23 protein-coding genes and 1 tRNA gene are annotated in these 26,083 nt (G+C 61.5%); 9 read left to right on the top strand and 15 right to left on the bottom strand.

Going from position 1 to position 26,083, the window contains the following annotated elements:
* Nucleotides 1-301, bottom strand: a 301-nt coding sequence (locus tag QZ522_RS05505; RefSeq protein WP_294608496.1) for a carboxymuconolactone decarboxylase family protein, incomplete at its 3' end; no start/stop codon positions are given.
* Between the two features lie 205 nt (nucleotides 302-506).
* Nucleotides 507-1,742, bottom strand: a complete 1,236-nt coding sequence (locus tag QZ522_RS05510; protein ID WP_294608498.1) for an acyl-CoA dehydrogenase family protein — start codon at nucleotides 1,740-1,742, stop codon at nucleotides 507-509.
* Nucleotides 1,743-1,998: 256 nt separating this feature from the next.
* On the opposite strand from QZ522_RS05510, the gene QZ522_RS05515 reads away from it, so the two are divergent.
* Nucleotides 1,999-2,589, top strand: coding sequence for a Hint domain-containing protein (locus QZ522_RS05515; RefSeq protein ID WP_294608500.1), 591 nt, complete (start codon nucleotides 1,999-2,001; stop codon nucleotides 2,587-2,589).
* A 159-nt stretch (nucleotides 2,590-2,748) separates the two neighbouring features.
* Here the strand turns inward: QZ522_RS05515 and QZ522_RS05520 are convergent, their stop codons facing one another.
* Entirely contained in the window at nucleotides 2,749-3,552 is an 804-nt protein-coding gene (locus QZ522_RS05520; RefSeq protein WP_294608502.1) for an alpha/beta hydrolase-fold protein, read from the bottom strand.
* A 411-nt stretch (nucleotides 3,553-3,963) separates the two neighbouring features.
* Between QZ522_RS05520 and QZ522_RS05525 the strand changes: the two genes are divergently transcribed.
* Nucleotides 3,964-4,479, top strand: a complete 516-nt coding sequence (locus QZ522_RS05525) for a hypothetical protein (protein WP_294608504.1) — start codon at nucleotides 3,964-3,966, stop codon at nucleotides 4,477-4,479.
* 253 nt (nucleotides 4,480-4,732) lie between these two features.
* Nucleotides 4,733-5,893, top strand: a complete 1,161-nt coding sequence (locus tag QZ522_RS05530) for a S8 family serine peptidase (RefSeq protein ID WP_294608506.1) — start codon at nucleotides 4,733-4,735, stop codon at nucleotides 5,891-5,893.
* A gap of 275 nt (nucleotides 5,894-6,168) precedes the next feature.
* On the opposite strand, the gene QZ522_RS05535 is transcribed toward QZ522_RS05530, so the two are convergent.
* The 3 genes from QZ522_RS05535 to QZ522_RS05545 all read right to left on the bottom strand — a co-directional run bounded on the left by QZ522_RS05535 (nucleotide 6,169) and on the right by QZ522_RS05545 (nucleotide 7,398).
* Nucleotides 6,169-6,255, bottom strand: a tRNA-Leu gene (locus QZ522_RS05535).
* A gap of 73 nt (nucleotides 6,256-6,328) precedes the next feature.
* The gene (locus QZ522_RS05540) at nucleotides 6,329-6,886 is read right to left on the bottom strand and encodes a hypothetical protein (RefSeq protein ID WP_294608508.1); all 558 of its coding nucleotides are present in this window, start codon (nucleotides 6,884-6,886) and stop codon (nucleotides 6,329-6,331) included.
* Between the two features lie 32 nt (nucleotides 6,887-6,918).
* A complete protein-coding gene (locus tag QZ522_RS05545; protein ID WP_294608510.1) occupies nucleotides 6,919-7,398 on the bottom strand; it encodes an Lrp/AsnC ligand binding domain-containing protein in 480 nt (159 codons plus the stop codon).
* A gap of 105 nt (nucleotides 7,399-7,503) precedes the next feature.
* Here QZ522_RS05545 and putA point away from each other — a divergent pair, with 105 nt between their 5' ends.
* Genes putA through QZ522_RS05560 form a run of 3 tightly spaced genes read left to right on the top strand, consistent with a single transcriptional unit; the run spans nucleotide 7,504 to nucleotide 12,078 of the window.
* Nucleotides 7,504-10,935, top strand: a complete 3,432-nt coding sequence (putA, locus tag QZ522_RS05550; RefSeq protein ID WP_294608512.1) for a bifunctional proline dehydrogenase/L-glutamate gamma-semialdehyde dehydrogenase PutA — start codon at nucleotides 7,504-7,506, stop codon at nucleotides 10,933-10,935.
* A 31-nt stretch (nucleotides 10,936-10,966) separates the two neighbouring features.
* Complete coding sequence (locus QZ522_RS05555) at nucleotides 10,967-11,713, top strand: rhomboid family intramembrane serine protease (protein WP_294608514.1); 747 nt, start codon at nucleotides 10,967-10,969, stop codon at nucleotides 11,711-11,713.
* Complete coding sequence (locus QZ522_RS05560) at nucleotides 11,710-12,078, top strand: GFA family protein (protein WP_294608516.1); 369 nt, start codon at nucleotides 11,710-11,712, stop codon at nucleotides 12,076-12,078. Before QZ522_RS05555 ends, QZ522_RS05560 begins: the two co-directional genes overlap by 4 nt.
* A gap of 57 nt (nucleotides 12,079-12,135) precedes the next feature.
* Here the strand turns inward: QZ522_RS05560 and QZ522_RS05565 are convergent, their stop codons facing one another.
* Both QZ522_RS05565 and QZ522_RS05570 read right to left on the bottom strand, forming a co-directional pair.
* On the bottom strand, nucleotides 12,136-12,921 hold the full coding sequence (locus QZ522_RS05565; protein WP_294608518.1) for an inositol monophosphatase family protein: 786 nt from the start codon (nucleotides 12,919-12,921) through the stop codon (nucleotides 12,136-12,138).
* A 100-nt stretch (nucleotides 12,922-13,021) separates the two neighbouring features.
* Nucleotides 13,022-14,065: an aldo/keto reductase gene (locus QZ522_RS05570; RefSeq protein WP_294608520.1), complete on the bottom strand. Its 1,044-nt coding sequence runs from the start codon at nucleotides 14,063-14,065 to the stop codon at nucleotides 13,022-13,024.
* A gap of 230 nt (nucleotides 14,066-14,295) precedes the next feature.
* Here QZ522_RS05570 and QZ522_RS05575 point away from each other — a divergent pair, with 230 nt between their 5' ends.
* Both QZ522_RS05575 and metG read left to right on the top strand, forming a co-directional pair.
* Nucleotides 14,296-15,531: an MFS transporter gene (locus QZ522_RS05575; RefSeq protein ID WP_294608522.1), complete on the top strand. Its 1,236-nt coding sequence runs from the start codon at nucleotides 14,296-14,298 to the stop codon at nucleotides 15,529-15,531.
* 54 nt (nucleotides 15,532-15,585) lie between these two features.
* Nucleotides 15,586-17,304, top strand: coding sequence for a methionine--tRNA ligase (gene metG / locus QZ522_RS05580; RefSeq protein ID WP_294608524.1), 1,719 nt, complete (start codon nucleotides 15,586-15,588; stop codon nucleotides 17,302-17,304).
* A 5-nt stretch (nucleotides 17,305-17,309) separates the two neighbouring features.
* Here the strand turns inward: metG and QZ522_RS05585 are convergent, their stop codons facing one another.
* From QZ522_RS05585 to QZ522_RS05615, 7 genes are all read right to left on the bottom strand, one after another.
* Nucleotides 17,310-18,317 (bottom strand): FAD-dependent oxidoreductase, encoded by a 1,008-nt coding sequence (locus tag QZ522_RS05585; protein ID WP_294608550.1) that lies wholly within the window; start codon nucleotides 18,315-18,317, stop codon nucleotides 17,310-17,312.
* A 205-nt stretch (nucleotides 18,318-18,522) separates the two neighbouring features.
* Entirely contained in the window at nucleotides 18,523-19,383 is an 861-nt protein-coding gene (locus tag QZ522_RS05590; RefSeq protein WP_294608525.1) for a TauD/TfdA family dioxygenase, read from the bottom strand.
* Between the two features lie 52 nt (nucleotides 19,384-19,435).
* On the bottom strand, nucleotides 19,436-20,230 hold the full coding sequence (locus tag QZ522_RS05595; protein ID WP_294608527.1) for an SDR family NAD(P)-dependent oxidoreductase: 795 nt from the start codon (nucleotides 20,228-20,230) through the stop codon (nucleotides 19,436-19,438).
* Entirely contained in the window at nucleotides 20,227-21,654 is a 1,428-nt protein-coding gene (locus QZ522_RS05600; RefSeq protein ID WP_294608529.1) for an AMP-binding protein, read from the bottom strand. Before QZ522_RS05600 ends, QZ522_RS05595 begins: the two co-directional genes overlap by 4 nt.
* Nucleotides 21,654-22,235 carry a thermostable hemolysin gene (locus QZ522_RS05605; RefSeq protein ID WP_294608531.1) on the bottom strand — a complete coding sequence of 194 codons (582 nt, stop codon included), beginning with the start codon at nucleotides 22,233-22,235 and terminating at the stop codon, nucleotides 21,654-21,656. The genes QZ522_RS05600 and QZ522_RS05605 overlap by 1 nt, the downstream gene beginning before the upstream one ends.
* Nucleotides 22,236-22,316: 81 nt before the next feature.
* Nucleotides 22,317-23,708, bottom strand: a complete 1,392-nt coding sequence (locus QZ522_RS05610) for an ATP-binding protein (protein WP_294608533.1) — start codon at nucleotides 23,706-23,708, stop codon at nucleotides 22,317-22,319.
* Entirely contained in the window at nucleotides 23,705-24,382 is a 678-nt protein-coding gene (locus QZ522_RS05615; protein WP_294608535.1) for a response regulator transcription factor, read from the bottom strand. Before QZ522_RS05615 ends, QZ522_RS05610 begins: the two co-directional genes overlap by 4 nt.
* Nucleotides 24,383-24,840: 458 nt before the next feature.
* Between QZ522_RS05615 and QZ522_RS05620 the strand changes: the two genes are divergently transcribed.
* Nucleotides 24,841-26,082: an aromatic ring-hydroxylating dioxygenase subunit alpha gene (locus QZ522_RS05620; protein ID WP_294608537.1), complete on the top strand. Its 1,242-nt coding sequence runs from the start codon at nucleotides 24,841-24,843 to the stop codon at nucleotides 26,080-26,082.
* The last annotated feature ends 1 nt before the right edge of the window (nucleotide 26,083 follow it).

Here is a 26,083-nt window from a genome sequence, read left to right on the forward strand (position 1 = left end):
CAAGCTTTGATACATTGACCGCCAACATCGAATGCGCCGCCGTACAATAGTCACAGCCATTGGCCTCTGACACGGTCAGGAACACGACCTCTTGCTCGGGGGCAGTGAAATTGCCGGACTGGCGGAACTGGTCATAGCCGTGCAGATAGGTCGACAAAAGCCCCGCGTTATTGGCCATGCCACGATACATGTTCGGCACGAACCCAAGCTTGGCGCGCGCACCGTCCAATAAGTCCCTGGCCTGACCCTCGGCCACATCATCACTCACCGGTTTGATCTCAACTCGATATTCAGCAGTCATTGAACTTTCCCTTCGGTTTGCGTTCCCTATCCAGCTAAGCGGCCATGGGCAGCGATGAAACCGTTTGGGGGATCACACAGGCGTGAGAACCGTTCGCCCCCGCAGGCCGCCCTGTGCGGCAGCGCTCATACGCCCTTTCAGGCGGCCTCGCGGGTATCGTGCGGCAGAGCGGGGACGCCCGACAACGCCCCCTTTTCACAAAGCGTTACAGCTTTTCCTGAGTGTATTTGCGCAACTCGGTCCGCGCCACCTGTCGGCGGTGCACCGCATCGGGCCCATCCGCCAGACGCAGCGTGCGCACATGGGTCCACATCGCACCAAGCGGCACGTCCTGAGAAATGCCCTGCGCCCCGAAAAGCTGTACTGCCTCGTCAATCACCTTGAGGGCCACGCGCGGCGCCACCACCTTGATCTGGCTGATCCAGGGCGCCGCGGCACGCGGATCGCCCTGATCCATCATCCACGCCGCCTTGAGGCACAACAAACGCGCCTGTTCGATCTCCATCCGGCATTCGGCGATAATGTCGTAATTCGCCCCAAGCTGCGCGATCTTCTTGCCGAAAGCCTCGCGCGTCAGGGACCGCCGACACATCATTTCAAGCGCGGCCTCGGCCTGACCGATCGCGCGCATGCAATGATGAATACGTCCCGGCCCAAGCCGCCCCTGCGCGATCTCGAACCCGCGCCCTTCACCTAGCAACATGTTTTCCGCAGGCACCCGGACATCGGTAAAGCGAAAATGCATATGCCCATGCGGCGCGTCATCGTGGCCGTATACCTCCATCGGGCGCAGCTTTTCGATCCCCGGCGTATCGGCGGACACCACGATCATCGAATGGCGCTGATGCTTGGGCATGTCATCGCCGCCGGTCCTGACCATCACGATATACACCTTGCAGCGCGGATCGCCCGCCCCGGTGGCCCACCATTTCTCGCCGTTCAGCACATAGTCATCGCCATCCCGCACGCAAGACATCGAGATATTCGTCGCATCCGAACTCGCCACGCCCGGTTCGGTCATCAGGTACGCACTTCGAATTTCGCCCTCAAGCAACGGCATCAACCAGCGGGTTTTCATCGCCTCGGTGCCGTAGCGTTCAAACACCTCCATGTTGCCGGTGTCGGGCGCATTACAGTTGAAAACCTCGGCCCCCATCGGGGTTTTGCCCATCTCTTCGGCGAAAAAGGCATATTCTACCGTGCTAAGCCCGAACCCGCGCGCACTGTCGGTCAGCCAGAAATTCCACAACCCTTCGGCCTTGGCCCGTGCCTTGAGTCCTTCAAGGATCTCGGCCTGACGCGGGGTGTATTCCCAGCGATCCCCCTTGCCGACCTCACCATGATATTCCGCCTCCAGCGGCATGATCTCATCGCGAACCATCGCGGCAACGCGGTCAAGCAGCGCCCGCATCTCAGGGCGCATTCCCAACGTCATGTCCATTGCTCTTCCTCTTTCTGTCTCATCCGTCAAAACGGGCTTTGCGCCACGTTCAACCTGTGTGCGATGCGTGACGCCACATCCACAACCCGGACACATTGCCACGCGAAACAAGTCAAAACCTGACCTTTCGACGCCCACATTTACACCACAAACGTGGCGTTAGCTGTCGTGATGGCAACGCTTCGGTTATCCCATTTGATAGCATGTGGCGCAGCACAACAAGTCAGTAGTGAGCCTTAAAGTAACAGGATTTCCCATGTCCGCTTTTGAAAACCCGGATGGCCATCTCTCTGCCGTCACCTGTTTCACTCCCGGGGCCGCGATCACCACGCTTGCCGGCAAGCAGCCTGTCGAGGCCCTGCGCCCCGGCATGCGCGTCCTGACCCGTGATCGCGGATTTCAGGCTGTGATCTGGTCCGGGTACCGCTATGTCTCGGCGCGGGCCCTGAACGCGACACCCGATCTGCGCCCTGTCCTGATCCGCAAGGGCGCGCTTGGATTGGGCCTTCCGGACCGCGACCTTCTGGTCTCGCCGGGTCACCGCATGCTCAGCACGGCCCCCGAACACCGCGCCGCCACCGGCGAAACCGAAACCCTGATCGAAGCCCGCGCCCTGCTGGGTCGCCCCGGCATCACCCGCACATGTCCGGAGCACCTGTGCTATATTCATCTGGCGTTCGACCATCACGAGATCATTCTGTCGGAAAACACCTGGTCTGAAAGCTTTCACATCGGCCCGATGACGGCATCGGCCCTGCCCTGCGATCAAAAATCACAGCTCACCGCGACCTTCCACGACGCCAACGGCCAGGCGCTCGCCAGACCGTGCATTCCGGCAGCGGCCTAGCGGCACGACAGCAAACGACCGCAGTCAAAGGCGACGTCGCCAAACTCTGTCGGCTCTCCTGTGCAATCCCAAACCCCCTGAAGGCCCTACAAGACGCAGAGCAGGATGAGATCTGCGGTGTTGATCGCCTACGCTTTGAAGTGCCCCCGCAAACCTCAATCAATCTGGTAACAAAAGCCGGACCGCGCGTAACAGGTTCTCAGAACGCCAAGTGTGCTTTCCAGAGAAAAGACAAAGCTCAAGCAGATGGCTGGATCCATCGGCCCATCTTGAGCATTCAAGGTCAGGCAACTGTTGGTCGGGCAAAGGTCGATATGTGCCCGATTTTGCGATCAATGCCACCGCGTCGTATACATCCCCCTGCTCTGCGTCCTTTATCGGGCGACCGTGAAGAGGCACAATCGGATCATCTCTTCCGTGGTAGTGGATGAGGTTCACAGGTCCGGTTGGACAGGCTGATGGAAGTGGTTTCCAGAATGTTCCTGACATCGGAACAAAGCCCGCAAATGACGTCCCCCTGAAACACGCAAGATGCCAGACCATCATGGCGCCGGACGAAAACCCGGCGACCACGGTCTTTGAAGGGTCAACGGAAAAGCGCTTTGCCAGGTCGAAGCTCAGAGCATCGAAATATGCCAGTTCATCAATGCCTTCGGACGCATCGACCGTCGGTATATGCGGGATGTTCCACTCTGGTCCTGCTGCCTGGGCCGCGACCAACGCTACATTCAACTCTGACGCAAGGGCTGTGAGTTTTTTGTTTTTAACCGCTCGCGCCGCAGTTCCGCGAAAGCCGTGGGCGAAGATGATTGCACCGGTTTTATCCGTTTCCGCGCTATAATCTGGCAACACAATCCGATACGTCCGGGCGCCGATTTGGCAATCTGTATCGACACCACAGGCAAGGGCCGACCTCGGGTGACTGGCGAAGATGTTAAGCGCCAGAAAGGCAACGAGAGACACAATCCTCTTCCCAATTGCAGGCACTTGACGGACCTTTCTTCAACCTGCGCACGCAAGAAGAGGGTAACACAATCAGCCGCATCCACCAAACAAAGGCGCTTCGTGGACAGTCATTTCAGGGATCGGGTCATGCCATACCTCTGGCACTGTTTCAGGTCGGCCATACGTTCGCACCGCAGGTCGCCGCGCACCAAGGTCTGGTCTGCGGACCAAGCGAACCTTGTATGACCAGACCTAGGAGACGAGTCCATGTTATCGCCACATTGCCCGACTATGCCATAGGGCCAGATCACGTCCAAACGCTGGCTGAAGGAAGAATAGCAGGTGCTGTACTGTGCAAAACAAACAGCAATTCGCCTGAGAGCGTTCACTTGTGGGGCAGCAATATGTTTGTTCTCCTGCACGGGCACCATGACCTCGGCACAGTCCTTTCTGGAAAATACCTATCTGGTGGATATCCGCGCGGGCGAGGACCTGTCACAGTCAATCAGGAAATTCAGGCAAGGCGGGTACGAACTTTCGAACGGGAACTACGTCAGTTTTTCCCGCTGGTACAAAAGTAACTGGCGCAATCTTCAGATCACAATGATGACGCAGACATCGAAAGAGTTCGGTCTGTTATGGGGATTTGGAACGGGTGAAGTTGGCGAAAAATACACGATTGATCCCAGCCTGAAAATTGGTTTCATCTGGCAGAGCGAAGTTGAAGAGAACTTTCGGTTGTCGCTCTCAGCGACAACCCTTATCGGTGGAAAACTTCGTGAAAAGCCCTGTTTGGCAAACTACGGTGCGATTGGTGGTGTTCAAAAAGTGAACTGCCGCTTGGCGGCATCGTTCCTGGCGCCCGCTGATACACTAAACTATCTGATCAACGAGTCTCCCGAGGACCAATTTGTCATGAGAATGGGCGCAGTGCTCTCGTTCTAAGCCTCCGATTCTCTTTATAACTGTTTCGAAAACCACTCCAATTTCGATGGATCGCGCAGGCTGTATCCGATATCCGCCTACTACGCGTCACCCTGGGTTGAGTGCGAGATACTTGGCCATATTTTGGCCATTATCGGGCTAATATCATCAAGGTTTACCAACTCTTGTCGAATGCTGTGCGTCGACAGTGAGCGCTATTAAAAGGTTGCTTCTTGCCAGTCTTGTTTTGATTTGAACCATGGAGACCTGACAATTGCCACATAAATCCTTTCTGAAAAACGTATCGGCAGCAGTGCTGTTAATCGCTGCGTCTGTAACGACTCCTGTCCTTGCTGACAGCTCTGATATAGCACTGCTCGCGCCACCGGGCGACAAAGTCAAACCCGACAAGGGGAATGGCGGCGGTGGCGGCGGCGGCGGTACAACACTTCCACCGATCGATACCGCGACACCACGCGGCTGGATGCACGGCGATGTGCCGCTGGCCTGGTCCTACAACGGCGGAAGTTATCTTGGCGCCAGAGACCCATCGGCAGCAGCGGGTCAAAGAGGGGTCGCCATGACCTTCGTCGATGACTTCAGCAGTGGCAACTTGCGCTCCGGCAACCTCGGCGACGGAGCTTTCTCACTGCAACATGGCGAATGGACCTCCAGAGAAGGCGCCATGATCGCTCCCCTGGCTGACATCAGGACGCACGATGTCTTTTCCGGAACAGGAGTAACGCTGCCATCGTATTCAGGCGTTTTCAACGTTCTGAACCTGAGCTACTCGGACAACTATGATCCAGCATCAGCCGACGCCCTTTACGCGGATGGAACACTTTTCGCGCAGCAGGAAACGACAATCATCGACTTCGCCAAGAGCGGGGCCGCTTTTGTCGCGAAATCGGCGGGTAACAATGGTGGGACCGCAGTGGGAGACGCTGTAACCACTTTGGTGGCAGGCCGTGGAAGACCGCGATATCAGACAGTCCGTGACTACCTTTCCGTTGGCCTGATGGATGCAGCCGGTGACAATCCCGCCACTTTCTCAGGCGTCTGGGTCGGCGCGCTGGATGGAAACTCTTCCGTAACGTACAATCCTGACGGCAGCTCGACTGTCAACACCAAGGTCAGCATCGCCAGTTATTCCACTCAGGCCGGTACGGATTCCAGAGTGAACGCGAACTACCTTATGGTGGGCGTTGACCCGACTCTGAACGGCGGTCTCGAAGGAACCTCGTTCGCCGCGCCGATCGTAAGCGGTTATGCTGCCATTCTCGCCAGCAAATTCAAAACAGCGACTCCTACGCAGGTTAAAAACCAGCTGCTCGCGACCGCACGGCAGGACACAATCAACGACTACTCATTGACCGTCCATGGACAGGGCGAGGCAAGCATCTACCGAGCTGTCGCGCCTGACAGTATTCAGTAGACCTGAAACACGGTCCTGCAAAGAAGGCCCGCTCAGTTATGCGGGCCTTCTTCTGGTCTGCCAGCCCTGCACAGATTACCCATTTGACCCGGTCCCCCGAATTCGGGTCACAGAGGCGCTGGTGAACCAATCAAGCGCCGCCGCTCAACCCGGTCGGTGGACATGTCCATTGAGGTCACACATGGCGACTGGATACTGAATGGGAATATTCAGGGGGGACAGACCAAAGAATTGCGCCGATAAACCACTATAATTGCTTTATTTTTGTGACTTAATGGTGCGGGCGGTGGGACTCGAACCCACACGGGCACAAGGCCCAACAGATTTTAAGTCTGGTATGTCTACCATTCCATCACGCCCGCATCAGGACGCGGCGGAAACATAGCCGCTTTCGCGCGGGTGTAAAGCGAATGCGGGCCGCCTTGCGGGACACGCCTATAACTCTTTTTCAGCCGCCTCAAGCGCCCTCAGCAAATGCCGCTCAGGCAGCCAGGGGTTCAACGCAAGCGCCGCGCGCAAGGCCAGAACCGCCTCGCCCGGACGCTCCAGCGCCATCAGTGTCAAAGCCTGCCCCGACAAGGCCGCGATATGGCGCGGCGACAGTTCTATGGCGCGATCCAGATCGGGAAGGGCGGCACCGTAATCCTGACGGATGAAATTGACGAAAGCCCGCTGATTATAACCCTCGGCATACTCCGGACAGTAAGCCACGAGGGCGTCAAACGCCTTGATCGCCCCTTCAAAGTCATAGGCGGCACGGCGGGTCATGCCCTCGTCCAAAAGACCCTGGGCATAAGCATCCGGCGCATCCGCCCAATATTGCCACATCTCATTGGAAATGACCCGTCCGGCACGCTCATCCGGCGCGCCCTGCGCCTTTACGATCAGCGCATCAAGGGCAGAGGTGTGATCCGGGGCTTCGGGGCATGATGCCGCCGCCAGCGGCCCGCTGACTGCCAAAATCACCCCGAATGCCAGAACCAGATGCTTCATGCCTTGTTATAATGGGGCAATCGGCCCAGGGGTCAAATCACATCCGAAAGAGCGTTTTCCTTCACCGCCTGCATCGCCACATAGGTCGAGGTGTTGGCCAGATGCGGCAAGGTCGAGATGTGCTCGGCCAGAACACGGCGGTAATCGCTCATGCTCTGGGTACGGATTTTCATCAGATAGTCGAAATTCCCGGCGATCAGATGCACCTGCTCGATTTCGGGAATTTTTGACACCGCCGCGTTGAATTCGGCCAATGCCGCCTCTCGCGTATCATGCAGACGGACCTCGACGAAACTGACGTGATCAAGCCCAAGGCGGATCGGGTCAAACAGCGCCCGATACCCGGTGATTACCCCGTCACGCTCCAATCGCCGCAAGCGCGCCTGCGTTGGCGATTTCGACAGGCCGATTTCGCGCGCAAGCTCGGTCACGCTTATCCGCCCGTCGCCCGCCAGAACCCTTAGAATCGCCCGATCGAACCGGTCAAGATCACTCTGTTCACTTTGGTCCATTTCTTGCCTCAATATAATGCATTTGACCTGAAATTTATTTGTAATCGGGAAAAGTAACTTAATCAATCGTGATAGCTTAGGTCATCTTACTTTGGGAAAACATCCATGACTTACGCGTCTGACCTTCGCCGCGCCATTGATCTGGCTACCTATGCCAACGAGGCCGAAACCCTTGCCCGGCTGTGCGATGCCGCCGCCCTGTCAGAGGATGACCGCAAGCGCATCTGCGCCCGCGGCGCGCAACTGGTCCGCGACATCCGTGGCCAGTCGAACCCCGGCCTGATGGAAGTGTTTCTGGCCGAGTACGGCCTGTCAACCGATGAAGGCATCGCCCTGATGTGTCTGGCCGAGGCCCTGTTGCGCGTGCCCGACGCCGAAACCATCGACGCGCTGATCGAGGATAAGATCGCGCCGTCGAACTGGGGCAAGCATATGGGGCATTCGACCTCGTCGCTGGTCAATGCCTCGACCTGGGCATTGATGCTGACCGGCAAGGTCCTCAAGGAGGAATCCCCTGGCCCCGTCGGTCATCTGCGCAGCGCGATCAAACGCCTAGGCGAACCGGTGATCCGCACCGCCGTTGCCCGCGCCATGAAGGAAATGGGCCGTCAGTTCGTCCTTGGCGAAAACATAAAATCCGCCATGGACCGCGCCGCCAATATGGAGAAAAAGGGCTATTCCTATTCCTATGACATGCTTGGCGAAGCCGCGCGCACCGACGGTGACGCCACCCGCTATCACCTGAGCTATAGCCGCGCGATCACCGCGATTGCCGACGCCTGCACCAATGCCGATATCCGCGACAATCCCGGCATCTCGGTCAAGCTTTCGGCGTTGCATGCCCGTTACGAAGAGGCCCAGCACGAGCAGGTGATGGAGGTCCTTGTGCCGCGCCTGCGCAGCCTCGCTCTGCTGGCAAAATCCGCCAGGATGGGCCTTAACATCGACGCCGAAGAGGCCGACCGCCTGTCACTGTCGCTTGACGTGATCGAAACCGTCCTGGCCGAGCCTGCGCTCGCGGGCTGGGATGGGTTCGGCGTCGTGGTTCAGGCCTATGGCCACCGCGCAAGCCACGTTCTTGACCACCTTTACGACCTGGCAACCCGGCTTGACCGCAAGATCATGGTCCGTCTCGTCAAAGGCGCCTATTGGGATACCGAGATCAAGCGTGCCCAGGTCGAAGGCATCGACGGATTTCCGGTTTTCACCTCGAAGGCCGCCACCGACATCAGCTATATCGCCAACGCGCGCAAACTGTTGTCGATGACCGACCGGATCTATCCGCAGTTCGCCACCCATAACGCCCATACCGCCGCCGCCATTCTGGAAATGGCCACCGACAAATCCACGTTTGAGTTCCAGCGCCTGCATGGCATGGGCGAGGCGCTGCACGATATCATCCTGAAGGCCGAAAAGACCCGCTGCCGCATCTACGCACCGGTTGGGGCGCATCGCGACCTGCTGGCTTATCTGGTGCGCCGCCTTCTGGAAAACGGCGCCAACTCCAGCTTTGTGAACCAGATCGTCGATGAAGAGGTCGCCCCCGAGGTGGTCGCCCGCGATCCATATGACGCGGTCAACGATCCGCCTGCCGATCTGGTCACCGGCCCTGACCTGTTCCAGCCAGAGCGCCCCAATTCTCATGGCTTTGATCTTCACCACCGCCCCACGCTTGACGCGGTGATGACGGCGCGCGACGCTTTTGCCGCGCATGAATGGGCAGCCGCCGCGCTTGTTGCGGGCAAGGCCAAAGGCAATGCCCCAACCCGCGTCGACAACCCCGCCGATCCCGCCGACAGCCCTGGCACCGTCGCCACCGCAAGTGCCACCCAGATCGAAGCCGCCCTTTCGTCGGCCCGCCCATGGGAGGCCACACCGACCGAGCGCGCGAAGGTTCTCAACAAGGTCGCCGACCTTTACGAGGAAAACTTTGGCGAGATTTTTGCCATCCTGTCACGCGAGGCGGGCAAATCCATTCCCGATGCGGTGGCCGAACTGCGCGAAGCGGTGGATTTCCTGCGCTATTACGCCGCCAACGCCCCCGAGGCCCCGGCGGTTGGCATCTTCACCTGTATTTCGCCATGGAACTTCCCCCTCGCGATCTTCAGCGGTCAGATCGCGGCGGCCCTCGCCGCAGGGAACGCGGTTCTCTCGAAGCCCGCCGAGCAAACCCCGATCATCGCACATCTGGCGATTTCGCTCATGCACAAGGCCGGTGTGCCCAAGACCGCACTCCAGCTCTTGCCCGGCGCGGGCGAGGTCGGCGCGGCCCTCACCTCTGACGCGCGCGTCGGCGGGGTGGCCTTTACCGGTTCGACCGCCACCGCGATGAAAATCCGCGCCGCCATGGCGCAAAACCTCGCCCCCGGCGCACCGCTGATTGCCGAAACCGGCGGCCTCAACGCGATGATCGTCGATTCCACCGCCCTGCCCGAGCAGGCGGTGCAGGCGATCGTCGAATCCGCCTTTCAGTCGGCCGGCCAACGCTGTTCCGCGCTGCGCTGTCTCTATGTGCAGGAAGATATCGCCGAGGATTTCACCAAGATGCTCAAGGGCGCGATGGATGTGCTTTGCGTCGGCACGCCCTGGCATATTTCGACCGATTGCGGCCCGGTGATCGACGAAACCGCGCGTCAGGGCATTGCCGATCACATCCAGAAAGCCCGCGCCGAAGGCCGCCTGATGCACGAGTTGAAAACACCCAATGCAGGCACGTTCATCGCCCCCAGCCTGATCAGTGTCGGCGGCATCCAGGACCTTGAGCGGGAAATATTCGGCCCGGTCCTGCATCTGGCAACCTTCAAGGCCAAGCATCTGGACCGCGTGATTGATGCGATCAACGCCACCGGCTATGGGCTTACCTTTGGCCTGATGACCCGGATCGACGACCGCGTGCAACATGTGACCGAACGGGTGCATGCGGGCAACATCTATGTGAACCGCAACCAGATCGGCGCCATCGTCGGAAGCCAGCCCTTTGGTGGCGAAGGGCTTTCAGGCACCGGGCCCAAGGCCGGCGGGCCGCATTACCTAAGCCGTTTCACCGCCCGTCCGGTCGCGCAGGCTGATGCCGACTGGTCTGGAAAAATGGCCGTCAATGACGCCCAGGCCGCTCTGGATCGTACCAATTCCGCCCCCGGCACACCGCGTCAGGACATCGTCCTGCCCGGACCCACCGGCGAATCCAACCGCCTGACAACCCGCGTGCGTCCCGCCCTCCTGTGCCTTGGACCGGGGCAAAAGGCCGCCGCCGAACAGGCCAGGGCCGTCACCGATCTCGGCGGCGTTGCCGTGCAGGTCACAGGTGCCCTTGACCCTGCGGCTCTCACCACCCTTGGCGGCCTGTCGGGCGCCCTCTGGTGGGGGGATGCGGATACGGCCCGCGCCTATGCCCTTGCTCTCAGCGAGCGCAGCGGCCCGATCATGCCGCTGATCACCGGCATGCCCGACACCGGCCACGCCCTGCACGAACGCCACGTCTGCGTCGACACGACGGCGGCGGGCGGCAACGCCGAACTGCTTGGCGGCATGGCTTGACCTTATCACCACATGGGGCCAACGTGGCCCCATGTTCCCGATACGCGACCATAACCCATCCGGGCGCACGCCCTATGTGACCTATGCACTGATTGCCCTCAACGTGGTGATCTTCATCGGGTATTGGCCACTGTTCAACGATGCGCGCGCCCTGAACCAGTTCTTCTTTGACTGGGCAATGATCCCCGCGCGCGTCACCCAGATGGGCGAATATTCCGGTCTTTTCACCTCGATGTTTCTGCATGGCGGGCTCATGCACCTTGTCGGCAACATGCTGTTTCTGTGGATTTTCGGAGACAACATGGAGGACCGGATGGGCCACCTGCCCTATCTTGCCTTCTACCTCGTCTCAGGCATGGGCGCGAGCCTGGCACAGGTGCTTGCCGGGCCTCTTTCGATGGTGCCGATGGTCGGAGCCTCCGGGGCGATTGCGGGCGTGATGGGGGGCTATCTGCTGCTGTTTCCGTTTGCTCGGGTCGATATCCTGGTCATCTTCATCGTGTTCTTCCGCATCATCACCATTCCCGCCGCGATCCTTCTGGTGCTGTGGTTCGCGATCCAGCTCTTTAGCGGCATCGGCGTGGACGCAGGCAACGGCGGCGTCGCCTATTGGGCACATGCGGGCGGCTTCGTGATCGGCGCGGCCCTCACACTGCCGCTGTTCCTGCGGCTTGGCGGGCGGCGTTTCTGGAACATGACCGATGGCAAACCGCCCCACCCTGAGGCCGATTACACCTATCGTCGCACGTCCATTCCCCGAGTGAGATATCCCAAATGACTCAAACCCACAAAGCCACCTGCCATTGCGGCGCCGTTGAACTGCGCGTGACACTTTCGGATGACCTGAATACCGCGCGCCGCTGCGATTGCAGCTTTTGCCGCCGCCGCGGCGCCGCAGCGGTCTCGGCTCCCCTTGCGGACGTCGAAATCGTCAAGGGGGGCGAAAACCTGACCCTTTATCAATGGGGAACAGGCACGGCCAAACACTATTTCTGCAAGACCTGCGGGATTTACACCCACCATCAACGCCGCTCTAATCCGAAAGAATACGGCATCAACCTCGGCACCCTGCAAGGGGTCAACCCGCGCGATCTCGGCGATATCGGTTGGGTCGACGGGATAAACCACCCCTCCGACGCCTAGCTTCTTCTTGGCATAAATACTCAAACAAGAAAATTCGGCGAATTTTCCTGGCCCGCCTCAGCCGCGGATCACACCGGCGAACTTGTCGAAAATGGCTTCGTTGCCACAGATCACCTCGCCATCGGCAAGAATGTCGCCACCCTTGCGCAGCGGCTCGATGAACCCGCCCGCTTCTCGCACGATCACGACACCCGCGGCCATATCCCAGACATTCAGGCGCCGTTCCCAAAACCCGTCGTAACGTCCGGCCGCCACATAGGCCATATCAAGCGCCGCCGAGCCCCACCGCCGCACACCGGCGCAGGTCGGCATGATCCGCGCCAGATCCTGAAGCGTCTCCGGCAGATCGGCCCGCCCGCCAAACGGCAGACCCGTGGCAAAGATCGACTCGATCATCTTGCCGCGTCCCGACACCCGCAGGCGGCTTTCATTCAACCAGGCCCCGGCGCCTTTTTCCGCAAAAAACGCCTCGTCCTTGGCGGCGTCATAGATCACCCCGGCGACGATCTCGCCCTTGTGCTCAAGCGCGATCGAGACGGCCCAATGGGGCAGACCGTGCAGAAAGTTCGTGGTGCCATCCAGCGGATCGACGATCCAGCGGCGTGTCGGGTCCTGCCCTTCTTCGCCGCCGCCCTCTTCGGCCAGCCAGCCATAGGTCGGGCGCGCGCCCATCAGTTCGCTCTTGATGATCTTCTCGGCGGCGATATCGGCGCGGCTGACGAAGTCGCCGGCGCCTTTCATCGACACCTGCAGGTTCTCGACCTCACGGAAATCCTTGGCCAGCGCCCGCCCCGCTTTGCGCGCGGCTTTCAGCATGACGTTGAGATTGGCACTACCTACCATTGCGACGGCTCCTTTTGGGTCAGGCCGCGCTATACGCCGCAAGCGCGCGCCACACAAGGGGGCCACGCCCCAAACCGGCCAAAGCGTGCCCCCGTCTGCCTTAATAGGGCATCGGATGCTCCTTATGCACGGTGGCGATTTCGTCCAGCACCTCGTCGCTCAGAGTGATAAACCCTGCCCCAAGCGCCAGATCAAGCTGTTCCGGCGTGGTCGCGCCAAAGATCGCAGAGCACATGAAAGGCCGCGTCAGACACCAGGCGAGCGCCATCTGCGCGGGATCAAGCCCGTGCTTGTGCGCAATCACAAGATAGGCATCAACCGCCTCGAAGGCGCGCCCGGTCTTGCGCCCGCCAAGATCGCCGTTGATCGCCATCCGCGACCCATCGGGCACCGCGCCGCCCTGGTATTTGCCAGTCAGGAAACCTGCGGCCAGCGGCGAGAATGCCAAAAGGCCGACATCTTCATTCACGCCAAGCTCGGCCAGGTCGGTATCGTAAAGCCGACACATCAGCGAATATTCGTTCTGGATCGAGGCCGCCCTCGGCCCGTGTCCGGCCTCGGATAGGCGCAGCCATTGCGCCGTACCCCAGGCGCTTTCGTTCGAGAGGCCGAAATGCCGGATCGTGCCGCGATCCACCTCGCGCTGCAACGCCTCAAGCGACTCTTGCATATGTGCCAGGGTCTCCTCGCGGTTCTGGCCTGACGGATCATAGGCCCAGTTCTTGCGAAACATATAGCTGCCCCGGTTGGGCCAGTGGAATTGATAAAGGTCGATGCAGTCGGTTTTAAGCCGCCGCAGAGAGCCCTCGATCGCCTCGGGGATCGTTTTGGCCGAAATCGGCGCGCCATCGCGGGCATTCTTGAACCCCGCGCCGGAATGCTTGGTGGCAAGGATCACATCACCCCGCCGCCCGGTACCGGCAAACCATTCACCGATGATTTCCTCGGTCCGCCCGGTGGTCCCGGCCGAGATCGGGGTGGTCGGATACATCTCTGCGGTATCTATGAAATTCACCCCGCGTTCCAGCGCGCGATCAATCTGGGCATGGCCTTCTTGCAGGCTGTTCTGCGTGCCCCATGTCATCGAGCCGAGACAAAGCTCGCTGACCTGCAAGCCGGTACGCCCCAATGGTTTTTTCCGCATGTCCTGTCCTCGTGTTTTTGTCGCTCGGGCGCAATCTAGCGGTTTTGGCGGCAGCGTCACCCCCAAGACGGCATGGCCTGCACGACCGGCCGCTCGGCCCCGGGGGCGAACAAGTTTCGCGAATTGCCCCGACGACCGGATCGAAAAATAACCCGGCCTGCGAAAAACGACATCCGCATGTCGAAAAAGACCAAGGCCCATACCCGCCCTCCTGACATTCTGCGGGGATAATGCGCGTCATCATTTCCTTTGCGGCCCTCTTTTTGTCGGTCATTCTACTTCAGCTGTCGACAGGGGGCGTGGGTCCGCTGGATGCGTTGTCAGGCTTGACGCTCGATTTCACCACTGCCCAGATCGGCATGCTGGGATCGGCGCATTTTGTCGGCTTTTTCATCGGCTGCTGGTTCGCGCCGCGCCTGATGGGAAGCATCGGCCATTCGCGCGCCTTTGCCGCCTTCACCTCGGCAGGGGCAATCGGACTTCTGGCGCATATGGTGGTGATTGATCCCTATGCCTGGGCGGTCATGCGGGTCGCCTCGGGGCTTTGCGTGGCGGGCTGTTACACGGTGATCGAGGCATGGCTTCAGGCCAAGGTCACCAATCAGACGCGCGGTAGAACCATGGGGATATACCGGGTTGCGGATATGGGCGCCTCGCTGATGGCGCAAATGCTGATCAGCGTGCTCGCCCCTGCCTCTTATGTATCCTACAACCTGCTGGCGATGCTGTGTTGCGCGGCGCTCCTGCCGCTTACGCTCAGCCGCCTGCGCGAACCTGAAACCCCGGATGCCCCGCGCCTGCGCCCGATGCTCTTGATCGCCTGTTCGCCGCTGGCCGCCGCCGGCGTTCTGGTCGCGGCGCTCTCAAGTGCGTCGTTCCGGATGATCGGCCCGCTTTACGGTCAACAGGTCGGCCTTGCCGTCGATCAGATCGCAGGCTTTCTGGCAGTCTTCGTGCTGGGCGGCGCGATGGCGCAATACCCGGTCGGCTGGCTGGCGGATCGCTATGACCGCCGTTGGGTTCTGATCGGCCTGTCGATTGCCGCGATCCTCAGCAGCGTGATGACCGCCGCCACCCATGACCTTGGCACCTTCGGCATCCTTTTGACCGCCTTCTTCTTCGGCATGACCACCTTTCCGATCTATTCGGTCAGCGCGGCGCATGCCCATGATTTTGCCCAAGCCCATGAGCGGGTTGAGCTTTCGGCCGCACTGATGTTCTTTTTCGCCCTTGGCGCGATTGCCGCGCCGCTTATGGCCTCGACCCTGATCGAACACTATGGCCCACCCGCTATGTTCGTGATGATTGCCGCCGGACATGGCGCTCTGGTGGTCTTTGGCCTGATCCGTATGCGCATGCGCCCGGGCGCGGAACAGCGCACGGCCTATGTCTGGTCGCCGCGCACCTCGTTCCTGATTGGCCGCCTTACAGGGCGCAGCCGCGACAAACCTGAGAACCGGCGCTAGAACTGCCCGCAAAGACGCGCTAAAGGGGGCTCAAACCTTCAAGGGGCGAGTAACATGGCACGGCATCTGATCACATCGGCAATTCCCTATATCAACGGGATCAAACATCTGGGCAATCTGGTGGGCAGCCAGCTGCCGGCCGATCTTTTTGCCCGCTTCCAGCGCAGCCGCGGCAACGAGGTGCTGTTTCTCTGCGCCACCGACGAACACGGCACCCCGGCCGAACTAGCCGCCGCCAAGGCGGGTAAGCCGGTGGCCGAATATTGCGCCGAAATGCATGCCGTACAGGCCGGGATCGCCAAGGGATTCGGCCTGAGCTTTGATCACTTTGGCCGCTCGTCCAGCCCGCAGAACCATGCCCTGACCCAGCACCTTGCCGGAAAACTCTTTGAGGCGGGACTGATCGAGGAAGTGATCGAGAAACAGGTCTATTCCAACGCCGACAAACGCTTTCTGCCCGACCGCTATATCGAGGGGACCTGCCCCAATTGCGGCTATGACAAGGCGCGCGGCGATCAATGCGAGAATTGCACCAAACAGCTTGATCCGACCGACCTGATCGACCCGCGCTCGGCGATTTCCGGCTCGACCGACCTTGAGGTGCGCGAAACCAAACACCTGTTCCTGCGCCAGAGCCAGATGCGCGATAAGTTGAACGCCTGGATCGACAGCAAGACCGACTGGCCGATCCTGACCACCTCGATCGCGCGCAAATGGCTCAACGATGGCGACGGGCTTCGGGATCGCGGCATCACCCGCGACCTCGACTGGGGCATCCCGGTCAAGCGCGGCACCGAGGACTGGCCCGGCATGGAGGGCAAGGTGTTCTACGTCTGGTTCGACGCCCCCATCGAATACATCGCCTGCGCCGGGGAATGGGCCGAGGCCAACGGGCTTGACGACGCCGCATGGGAACGCTGGTGGCGCACCGAACGCGGCGCCGGTGACGTGCGCTATACGCAGTTCATGGGCAAGGACAACGTCCCCTTCCATACGCTTAGCTTCCCGGCCACGATCATGGGGTCGGGCGAGGACTGGAAGCTTGTCGATTACATCAAGAGCTTCAACTACCTCAATTATGACGGCGGCCAGTTTTCGACCTCTCAGGGGCGCGGCGTGTTCATGGATCAGGCGCTTGAAATCCTGCCCGCCGATTACTGGCGCTGGTGGTTGCTTAGCCATGCGCCCGAAAGCTCGGACAGCGAATTCACCTGGGAAAACTTTCAGGCCTCGGTCAACAAGGACCTCGCAGATGTGCTTGGCAATTTCGTCAGCCGCGTGACCAAGTTCTGCCGCTCGAAGTTTGGCGAAGAGATCCCCGCCGGTGGCGCCTATGGCCCCGAGGAAACCGCGCTGATCGAGCGGCTGACCGCACGCCTGCGCGAGTACGAGGGCCATATGGACGCCATGGAGGTGCGCAAATCGGCCGCCGCCCTGCGCGCGATCTGGGTCGAGGGCAATGAATACCTGCAAAATGCCGCGCCCTGGTCGACCTTCAAGGAAAACCCCGAACAGGCGGCGATGCAAATCCGCCTCGCGCTGAACCTGATCCGGCTTTACGCGGTGCTGAGCGCACCGTTCATTCCCGGTGCTGCCGCCAGTATGCTGAACGCAATGCAGACCGAGGATGACAGCTGGCCCGACGACATCGGCGCGGCACTTGAGACCTTCGCGCCGGGCCATGCCTTTACCGTGCCTGAGGTTCTGTTTTCCAAGATTACCGACGAGGCGCGCGAAGACTGGCAAAGCCGGTTCTCCGGTCAGCGCAGCTAAGCCGCTCAGAGCGTGGCAAGCACCCTCTGGGCCGCCATTTCCCCGGCCGAAAACGCGCCCTCGATCAAGCCGGGGCTTTGATCGGCGGTCTCGGAGACGGCAAACCATAACCGCCCGCCCAGATGCCCCGCCCGCAGGATCTCGGGGGCGACGTCGGGGTGCTCTGGCGGCGTGGCAAGGTCGAGCGCACTGCAAATCAACGTCTCTTGCGCCCAGTCCTTGATCACAAGCTCTGTCGGTGCGCCCGCCTCTGGCCCAAAGCAGCGCGCCAGTTGCGCGAGGATGGCCACGCGAAGCCCTTGCGGATTTTCGGCGCGCTCCGCCGCACCGATCCCGGCAAAACCAAACAGCGCCCCCACGGTGCCAGACGCCGGCGTATGATCATGCACCTCGACCAGCGGCCCGGCGCGGCTTGCCACCCGGCCCGACAGCCCGGCATCGCGCCAGAAGGCGCGCGGATAAATCGCAACCACCTTGGCCTGCTGCGCCATCCAAGTGGGGGCCGCACGCATCGCCGCCAGAAGCGGCGCAGGCAGGTTGTCGATGCCAATGCCCTCGACCGTCGCGCGCAGCGGCGTGGCAAGGATCACGCGATGCGCCACATGCGCCCCGCCCCCTGCGGTCATCACCCGCATAGCGCCATCCTGCGCCGTGATCTCGACCACCCGCGCACCGGTCTTTATGCTTGGCGCAGCCAACCTTGCGGCCAATGCCTCGACGATCGCGCTCGGCCCGCCGACCAGACGCGAAATCCCGTCCTGTCCGATCAGGGGTTGCCGACGCGGAGGTCCGCCGAACCCATCGAGAATACCGTCACCGAGGTCATGCTGTTCAAACGGCGCAAGCGCAAGTCGCGTCATCCAGCGCGCGACCACCGGCTGCCAGCGGGGCCAGACCCATGTCGGGCCAAGGTCGCCAAGCACCGTGCCATCGGACCCGCGCAGCGCCCGAACCCGGCCACCAATCTCCTCCGCGCCCTCCAGCACGACGACACCTGCCCCCGCCTCTTGCAGTCAAAGCGCCGCCGTCAGCCCGGCGATGCCCGCGCCAATGATCAGAACGTCACTTTCGGATTTCATGTTCACCCTGCCGCCCTGCCGCTCTTTACCAGGGCGGTTAGAGCGGCCTCACCCCGAAATGGCAAGACATGACGCGCCGACAGGCGCGCGGCAGCAAAGCGAAACGGCGACACTGGAAAGTTGCCGCCGCGACCTCAGATCAAAGAATACCCATCCCGATGAACAGCTGGCGATTGGCATCGACGATCGCGCGGCGGCCATGCATCACCCGTGTATTGTCAAGAATGGCCACGTCGCCATCCTGCCAGTTGATCTCATGGGTCACACTTTCGGCCATCTCGCGCAGCTCTTCGATCTCGTCGGCGCCGACCTCTTCCCCATCGCCGAATACATAGCGCGGCGGCTCGTAATTATGCGAGGGTCCAAGCACCGCGTTGGCGAATGCCGCACCGCCCGAAAGCGTCGATTCCCGCACCGGGTTGATTGTCAGGCTGTAATCAAGCGACCCGTCTTCGCAGAGCGCGAAATCCTGATTGGGCACAGCAGCCTTGAACTCAAGAATATGGCGCTCAGTCACCTCTTCGGGGCGGCTGATCGCGGGGTGTTCATTGGCCAGATACCGCTTCCAGAGCGCCTCGGGCAGGTTGCGCTTGACGGTGATCGCCCGGCTCCAGCGGGCGCGGCGGTTTTCGTCAAACCTCGCCAGAACGGAACGCCCGTCACAAATCGTGGTCTGGCTTCCCTCAAAGGCCGCACGCGGGCTGTAAAACGCGACGATATCGGGGCAGACCGGGGTATTGCCGTTCTCGATATGAAGCCCGATCGGGCCAAGCCCGGCGTCCACCTTCTGGGTGTTTTCCTCGGAATGATCCCGTGCCGGATCAAAGGTGATCCTGGTGCAAAGCCGCGCGCTCAGCGTGCTGAACCTGGCCATGTCCACATCATAACCGCGCAGCAGGGTCCAACCATCCTGGGCAAGATGGCTTTTGATCGTGGTGATGGTTGCATCGTCGATTGCGTCATCCCCAGGGTGATCGGGGCGCAGGATATTATAGTGCATCAGTCGAGCCTTTCGTCTTTGAATGCCTTGGCCGTGGTATCGCCGAGCGGGCTTACCGCGCGCTTACGGTTTCCAGTGCTTCCAACGTTTTTGCATCGCGCGCCTGTGCGCCGACGGACTTGTCAATCAGCGAGGGAAACAACCGCTGGATCAGAACGAACAGACGCTCGCGGCTTCTGGGATAGCTATCTCGCTTGCCCGCCTCAATCGCATCCCAGGCCTGACGCGCGACCTTTTCGGCGCTGTCAAGATGCATATCAAGCGGCTCGACCAGCGGGCCAAAGGCGCTTTCGGCGGCGGTGCGCGTGGCGCGCGGCGCAACATAGGTCACGCCCACGCCGCTGCCTGACAACTCGCGGCGCAACGCGTCCGAAAACCCGCGCAGGCCAAACTTGGTGGCGGAATAGGCGGTAAAAAACGGATAGGCGATATCGCCAAAGACCGACCCAAGGTTGACCACCCGCCCGCCCGCTGCGCGCAATGCAGGCAACAGATCGCGGGTCAGGAGAATGGGGGCCAGCAGGTTTGTCTCGAGCATCGCCGAAATCGCCGCATCCTCCTGCGCCCCAAGGTGACCGACGCTGAGCGTGCCGGCATTGTTGATCAGGACATCAAGCCTGCCCCCGACGGCTGTGCAGATCGCCGCGCGCCCCTCGGCCGTGGCGACATCGCCCAGGATACAGCGCGCGCCGTTGCTGGTCAGTTCCGCAGTCTCTGCCAGCGGCGCGCGGCGCCGCCCGGTGAGGATCAGCGCATAACCGCGCCGCGCCGCCTCAAGCGCTAGGGCGCGGCCGATGCCCGACCCGGCGCCGGTGATCAGGGCGGTTTTTTGCAGGGGTTCGGTCATGTCAAACAGGCCTCATCATCGTCAACAAGAGAAAGGCGCGCGCCCGTGCGCGCCACATCTGCGGCCACCGCCCGATTGGGCGTGCCTGCGGGAAAGAAAAGCCCGTCATGTCCGGGATCGGCAAAGACCACCGCCTCTGCTCGGGCATAGGCAGGCAGATCGCTCAGAAGCGCGCCAATATCTGCCGGGGTGACCGGCGCGGTCGGGGCCACCACAAGGATCAGCCGGTCATCCGGCCCATGGCACAGCGCCGCCCCCTTGATACGCCGATCTGCGGTAACGCGGGATTCCACCCATTCGGGTGAAATATTGCGCCCCGCACCGGTCACGATCAGGGCATCGCGCCGCCCCTCGACCACAAGGCGACCGTCGTGAAAGTGGCCGTTATCACCGGTGTGCCAACGCTCGGGCGCGGGCGCGCCGTTGAGATAGCCTTGCATCACCGTGGGTCCGGCGACCGTGATTTCGCCGTCGATGATCTTTACGTCAAGCGGGTCGAGAATCCGCCCCACCGTGCCCGCCATGGCATCGCCGGGCGCATTCATCGCCACCACCGCACAGCACTCCGACAAGCCATAACCCTCGCAGACCGGGATGGCCTGTGCCTGCGCGCGCGCAAGCACGCCCGGCGGCGTCACTGCCCCGCCCACGGCGACAAAGCGCAACGAAGCGGGCGCCGCGCCACCGCCCTCGTCGATCGCATCCAGCCAGCGTGCCAGAAGCGAGGGCGCCACAAGGGTTGTCGTAGGATTTTCCCGCGCCAGTGCCGCCATGAAGGGCGCCACCGGCCCGCCCAGAAGCGCGAAAGTGGCCCCGGCGGAAAAGACGGTTTCGGCCCCCGCAAGGATCGGCAGGAACACACCACAGGTTTGCTCCAGAAGCTGTGCCAACGGCAGCACCGACAGGTGTTTGTCACCCGCCGTTGCCCCGACCACATCCGCAAGCGCCAGAACCGAGGCCGAAAGCTGTCGGTCGCCAAGCACCACGCCCTTGGGCCGCCCCGACGAGCCGGAGGTATAGATGACACGGGTTGCGCCACCGCCATAGTCCCGCAGGCCCCTAGCCGGATCGGGCGCGTTCGGCGCGATTACCGGCAAACCGAAAGACGCCGCGCGCGGAGCGCCGATAATGGCCCCCACATCCGCATCGGCCAGCACATGCGCCTGTTGTTCGGGGCTGAAGAAAAACGGCACCGGCACAAGACGGCGCCCGCTCAGGGTAACGGCAAGATCGGCGACCACGAAATCGACCCCGCCGGGCACGGCAATCCCGATCACGGGCGGCGCATCCGCCAGCGCATGGGTCAGCCCCGAGACACGCGCGGCCAGTGCGCGCCAGTCAAGCGCCTGCGCCTCATCGCGGAACGCGGGCGCATCCGGGCGGTGCGCCACATTCCGCGCAAGGGCCGCAAAGACCTCATGCATCAGGACACCCTGCGGCGCGGATCAAGGGTCACCGGCTGCGGAGGGAGGCGGTCGCCAAAGGCACAGACCCACGGGTCACTGTCGTAATACCGGCCCCAATCGCCGGGATTGCTGACCCGTTCAAGACGCGCGGGCGCAAGCATGACATGCGTCATTCCGGCCCGTCTCAGCAAGCGGCGCAACGGCGCAGTGGCGGTGAAAACACCCCATTCCATCCCGCGCGAGCGGCCCCAGCCGATGATCGCATCCAGCACCGGCAGCACCGGAAACGGCGAGGTCGCCGCCATCGACACCACTTCGAGTACCTTGCCCGCAGCCACCGGCCCATGGCCACATTCGCTCAGGACCGCGTCGAACGGGCGCTCAAGGTAGTGCTCCGAAAAGAACCCGTCCTGCGCGGTACGGATGCCCGCGACACAGGTTATCTGCCCGGTATGATTGCGGGCAATTACCAGAGTCGGGGCAAAGCTGCGGACCGTGGCGCCGTAGGTCTCACGGTAAACGCTTGCCACGTGGTCCTGTGCGGCGACGATCGCAACCGGACACACGCTCTCTTGCGGGGTCAAGAAGTCTATTTGCATGTTTTGCCTCAATCCGATCCCCGTCATTTGGGGGGAACAAGGCCAATCTGGACCCCAAGCCTTACATGATGCTTACCGGCGCTATTTTTTTGCCGGGTGTTGCGGCGCTGACCCGGTTTCGGCGGTTGGCAACTCGAATACAAACACCGCGCCGCCACCGGGGCGGTCCTCGATATGACAATGCCCGCCATGCGCCTCGGCGACCGCTCGCACGATCGCAAGCCCGATACCGGCCCCGCCATCGGCCGCCGCCCTGCCCCGCTGAAAACGATCAAACAGCGTGGTCTTCAGATCATCAGGCACACCCGGCCCGGTATCGGAGACCCGCCAGCCGGGCGGGTTTGCACAAAGCTCGATCTCGACCTCACCGCCCACGGGCGCATGGCTGAGCGCATTTCGCACCAGATTGCCAAGCGCCACGGACAAAAGCCCGGCATGCCCGCGCACCGGCACATGGCTTGCGCCGCTGACGGCCATGCTGCGCTTGGCGCGCAGGGCCGGAACGCTTTTCTCGCGCGCCAGATCAAACGCGATCTGGTAGAGGTCGACCTCGGCCATGGCGGTTTCACCGGCGGCATCGGCCCGTGCCAGATCAATCAGCTGGGCAAACATCCGGTCCAGCCCCGACAGATCCCCGAGCAGTTCGCGGCGGTGAGGGCCATCCTCAAGCCGCTCGATGGTCGAGCGCAGAACCGCCAGCGGCGTGCGCACCTCATGGGCCACGTTGGACGAAAAATCGCGCTGTGCCTGATAGCCCCGCTCAAGCCGATCAAAGGCGCGGTTCACATTGTCGATCAGCGGACGGATTTCTCCGGGCATGCCCTCGGCACTAAGCCGCCGTTCCGGGGCCCCCGGCGCCACGCTGCGCAATTGTCCCACGGCCCGGCGCAATGGCTCTTGCGCGCGGCGCGCCGTTGCAACCGCCGCCATCAGGACGATGATGATCCCGATAACGACCCAACTCAACTGTTCACCAAGTTCATCGAGAAGCGTGACAAGCGGGCTGTGGTTGCCTTGCGACGACGACCGCGAGACCAGAACAAGGCGCTCGTCTGGCCCCTTGACCACAAGCCCGAGCCGTCCGCCCCCCAACAGGACAGTCCCCTGCTCTGCCTTGCGCAGCAGATCCCGACGCTCTGTCCTCGCAAGCCCGGCCAGTTCCGAGCCGACGACGGGGCGCAGATCGCCGTCAAACACCGTATAGCGGAAAACGCCACCCGGCCCCGTGAACCGGATCGACCCTGCGGGCAGGCCCAGATCCTCGGCCTCCGGGTCAAGCTGTGCCAGAATCTCGGTGGCCTCGCGGCGCAATTCATCCTCAGTCCGCTCTTGCAGGTGCTCATAGAATTCGAACGAGATGATTGCGCCTGCCAGCAGGACGCAGATCGCCATGGCGATGGAAATGTTGATCACCAACCGTCGCAACAGCGATCCGCGCTGTCCGATCACGCGCTGCACCCCCACCAGCTTCACAGCCCGTCATCCTCCAGCACATAACCGATCCCGCGCAGGGTCTCGATCCGCGGCGTCGCGCCCAGATCGCTCAGCTTCTTGCGCAAGCGGTGCGCCGCCACTTCGATGGCATTGGGGGTCGGGGTATCATCAAATCCGTAAAGCGCATTCTCGATATTATCACGCGTCAGGACACGCCCCTTGCGCCGCATGAACACCTCCAGAAGGTCAAGTTCGCGCCTGGACACCTTGACCCGCACACCGTCAATCCGCACCTCGCGCGCGACCGTATCAAGGCTGATGTTGCCCGCCGTAAGATGCAGCCCAAGCGCCCCACCTGGGCGGCGCAGCACGGCGCGCAACCGCGCCACAAGCTCTTCTGCGGCGAAGGGCTTTACCAAGTAGTCGTCCGACCCGCTGTTAAGGCCCGCCACCCGATCCTCGAGCGTGTCGCGCGCGGTACAGATCACCACCGGCGTATCGGGCCGCTCGGCGCGCAATTGGTCAAGAAGGTCCATGCCGTCGATATCAGGCAGACCCAGATCAAGCACGATGGCGTCATAGACATAGCTGCGTGCAGCATGCATGGCATCGGCGCCGTTGCTCACGCAGTCCACCACGAAATCATTGCGCTGAAGGCTGGCCGCCGTGTTCTTGGCAAGCCGTTCGTTGTCTTCGATATAAAGCAGCCGCACGGCGTGCCCTCTCCTACTTGTTACGCATGAGCCCTATGGCCGGTGATCACACGCATTCAGGCCATCGTCGCCAGACGGGCAATCCCGGCAGTATTCCCCAACCGCCGACCATGCGCAAGGACAGGCCATTGCCGGCCAGACCTTTACGGTGGTGCGGCCGCGTTACCAACGCATGCTTAATGCGGTCAAGAAGGGCGACACACAAAGCCGCAGCCAAAGGTCGCGGGCACGGCCCGGCAAGAGCCCCGCAACAGGGACGAATCTTTGCGCCGCGCGAAGGCGAATACAGCCGGTCGCAAATTATATTTTTGAAGTCGTAATTATCGCCGTTACCCGACCGGATGCGTGCCATTGCAGGGTCAAAGGTACGGGATCAAAGGTTCTGATCCGCCGGCCTTTGGAATTTCAAAACGATCAGCTTCCTGCCATGCGGCGGAACGACAAACCAAGGGTATGCCATGCTTCGCGAATCCGATGTTCTATCCACGCTCCTGCGCCGCAAGCCGGCACATTCGCTTGCACAGGATCTTTATTGCGATCCGGGTGTGTTCAAGGCCGATATGGAAAATATCTGGTACCGCGACTGGCTTTTCGTGCTTCCGGCCTGCGAAATCCCGAAGGCGGGCAATTACCTCGTGCATGAAATCGGCGCATATTCCGTTGTCATCGTGCGTGGCAACGACGGTGAAATCCGTGCATTCCACAATTCCTGCCGGCATCGCGGGTCGGTGCTGTGCAAAAGCAAGAAAGGCACCGGCCCCAAGCTGGTCTGCCCCTACCACCAGTGGACTTACGAGCTTGACGGCAAGCTGCTTTGGGCGCGTGAAATGGGACCTGATTTCGATGCCTCCAAACATGGGCTGAAGCAGGTAAACTGCCGGAACATCAGCGGCATGGTCTATATCTGCCTCGCGGATGATGCCCCCTCGATCGACGAATTCGAGGCTGAAACCGCGCGCTACCTTGCACCCCACGATCTGGAAAATTCCAAGGTCGCCTTCGAAAGCACGATCATCGAAAAGGGCAACTGGAAACTGGTGTGGGAAAACAATCGCGAATGTTATCATTGCGCGGGCAACCACCCGTCGCTGTGCCGGACCTTCCCCGAAGATCCGCGGGCAATCGGCAACGACGACAGCGGCGAGATGGCAGGCCTTCAAAGCAGCCATACCCTGCGCTGCGAAGCGGTCGGCGCACCCTCTGCCTACCGTGTGTCGCAACGCGGTGACTGGCGATTCGTGCGCACACCGCTTTTGGACGCCGGCGAGAGCTACACCATGAATGGCAAGGTGGCTGTGAGCAAACCCAACTCCTCCATACCCTTCAAGGATGCGGGGGCCTTGCTGAAGTTCAAGTATCCGGGCTGCTGGAACCACTTCCTGTCGGATCACATCATTGTCTTCCGCGTCACGCCGATCGGACCGATGGAAACCGAAGTCTGCACCAAATGGCTGGTGCACAAGGATGCGGTCGAGGGTCAGGATTATGATTTGAAGCGTCTCACCGAAGTCTGGGTCGCAACCAATGACGAAGACCGCGAAGTGGTCGAGAACAACCAACGCGGAATCCTGTCACCGGCCTACCAGCCCGGCCCTTACTCGGTGACCCATGAAGGCGGGAACATCCAGTTCGTGGATTGGTACGCATCGACCATGGTGCAGGCAATCACGGGCGTCGACACCACCGTTGCAGCGGAATAAA

The organism is uncultured Roseovarius sp. (assembly GCF_913054395.1).
Taxonomy (GTDB): domain Bacteria; phylum Pseudomonadota; class Alphaproteobacteria; order Rhodobacterales; family Rhodobacteraceae; genus Roseovarius.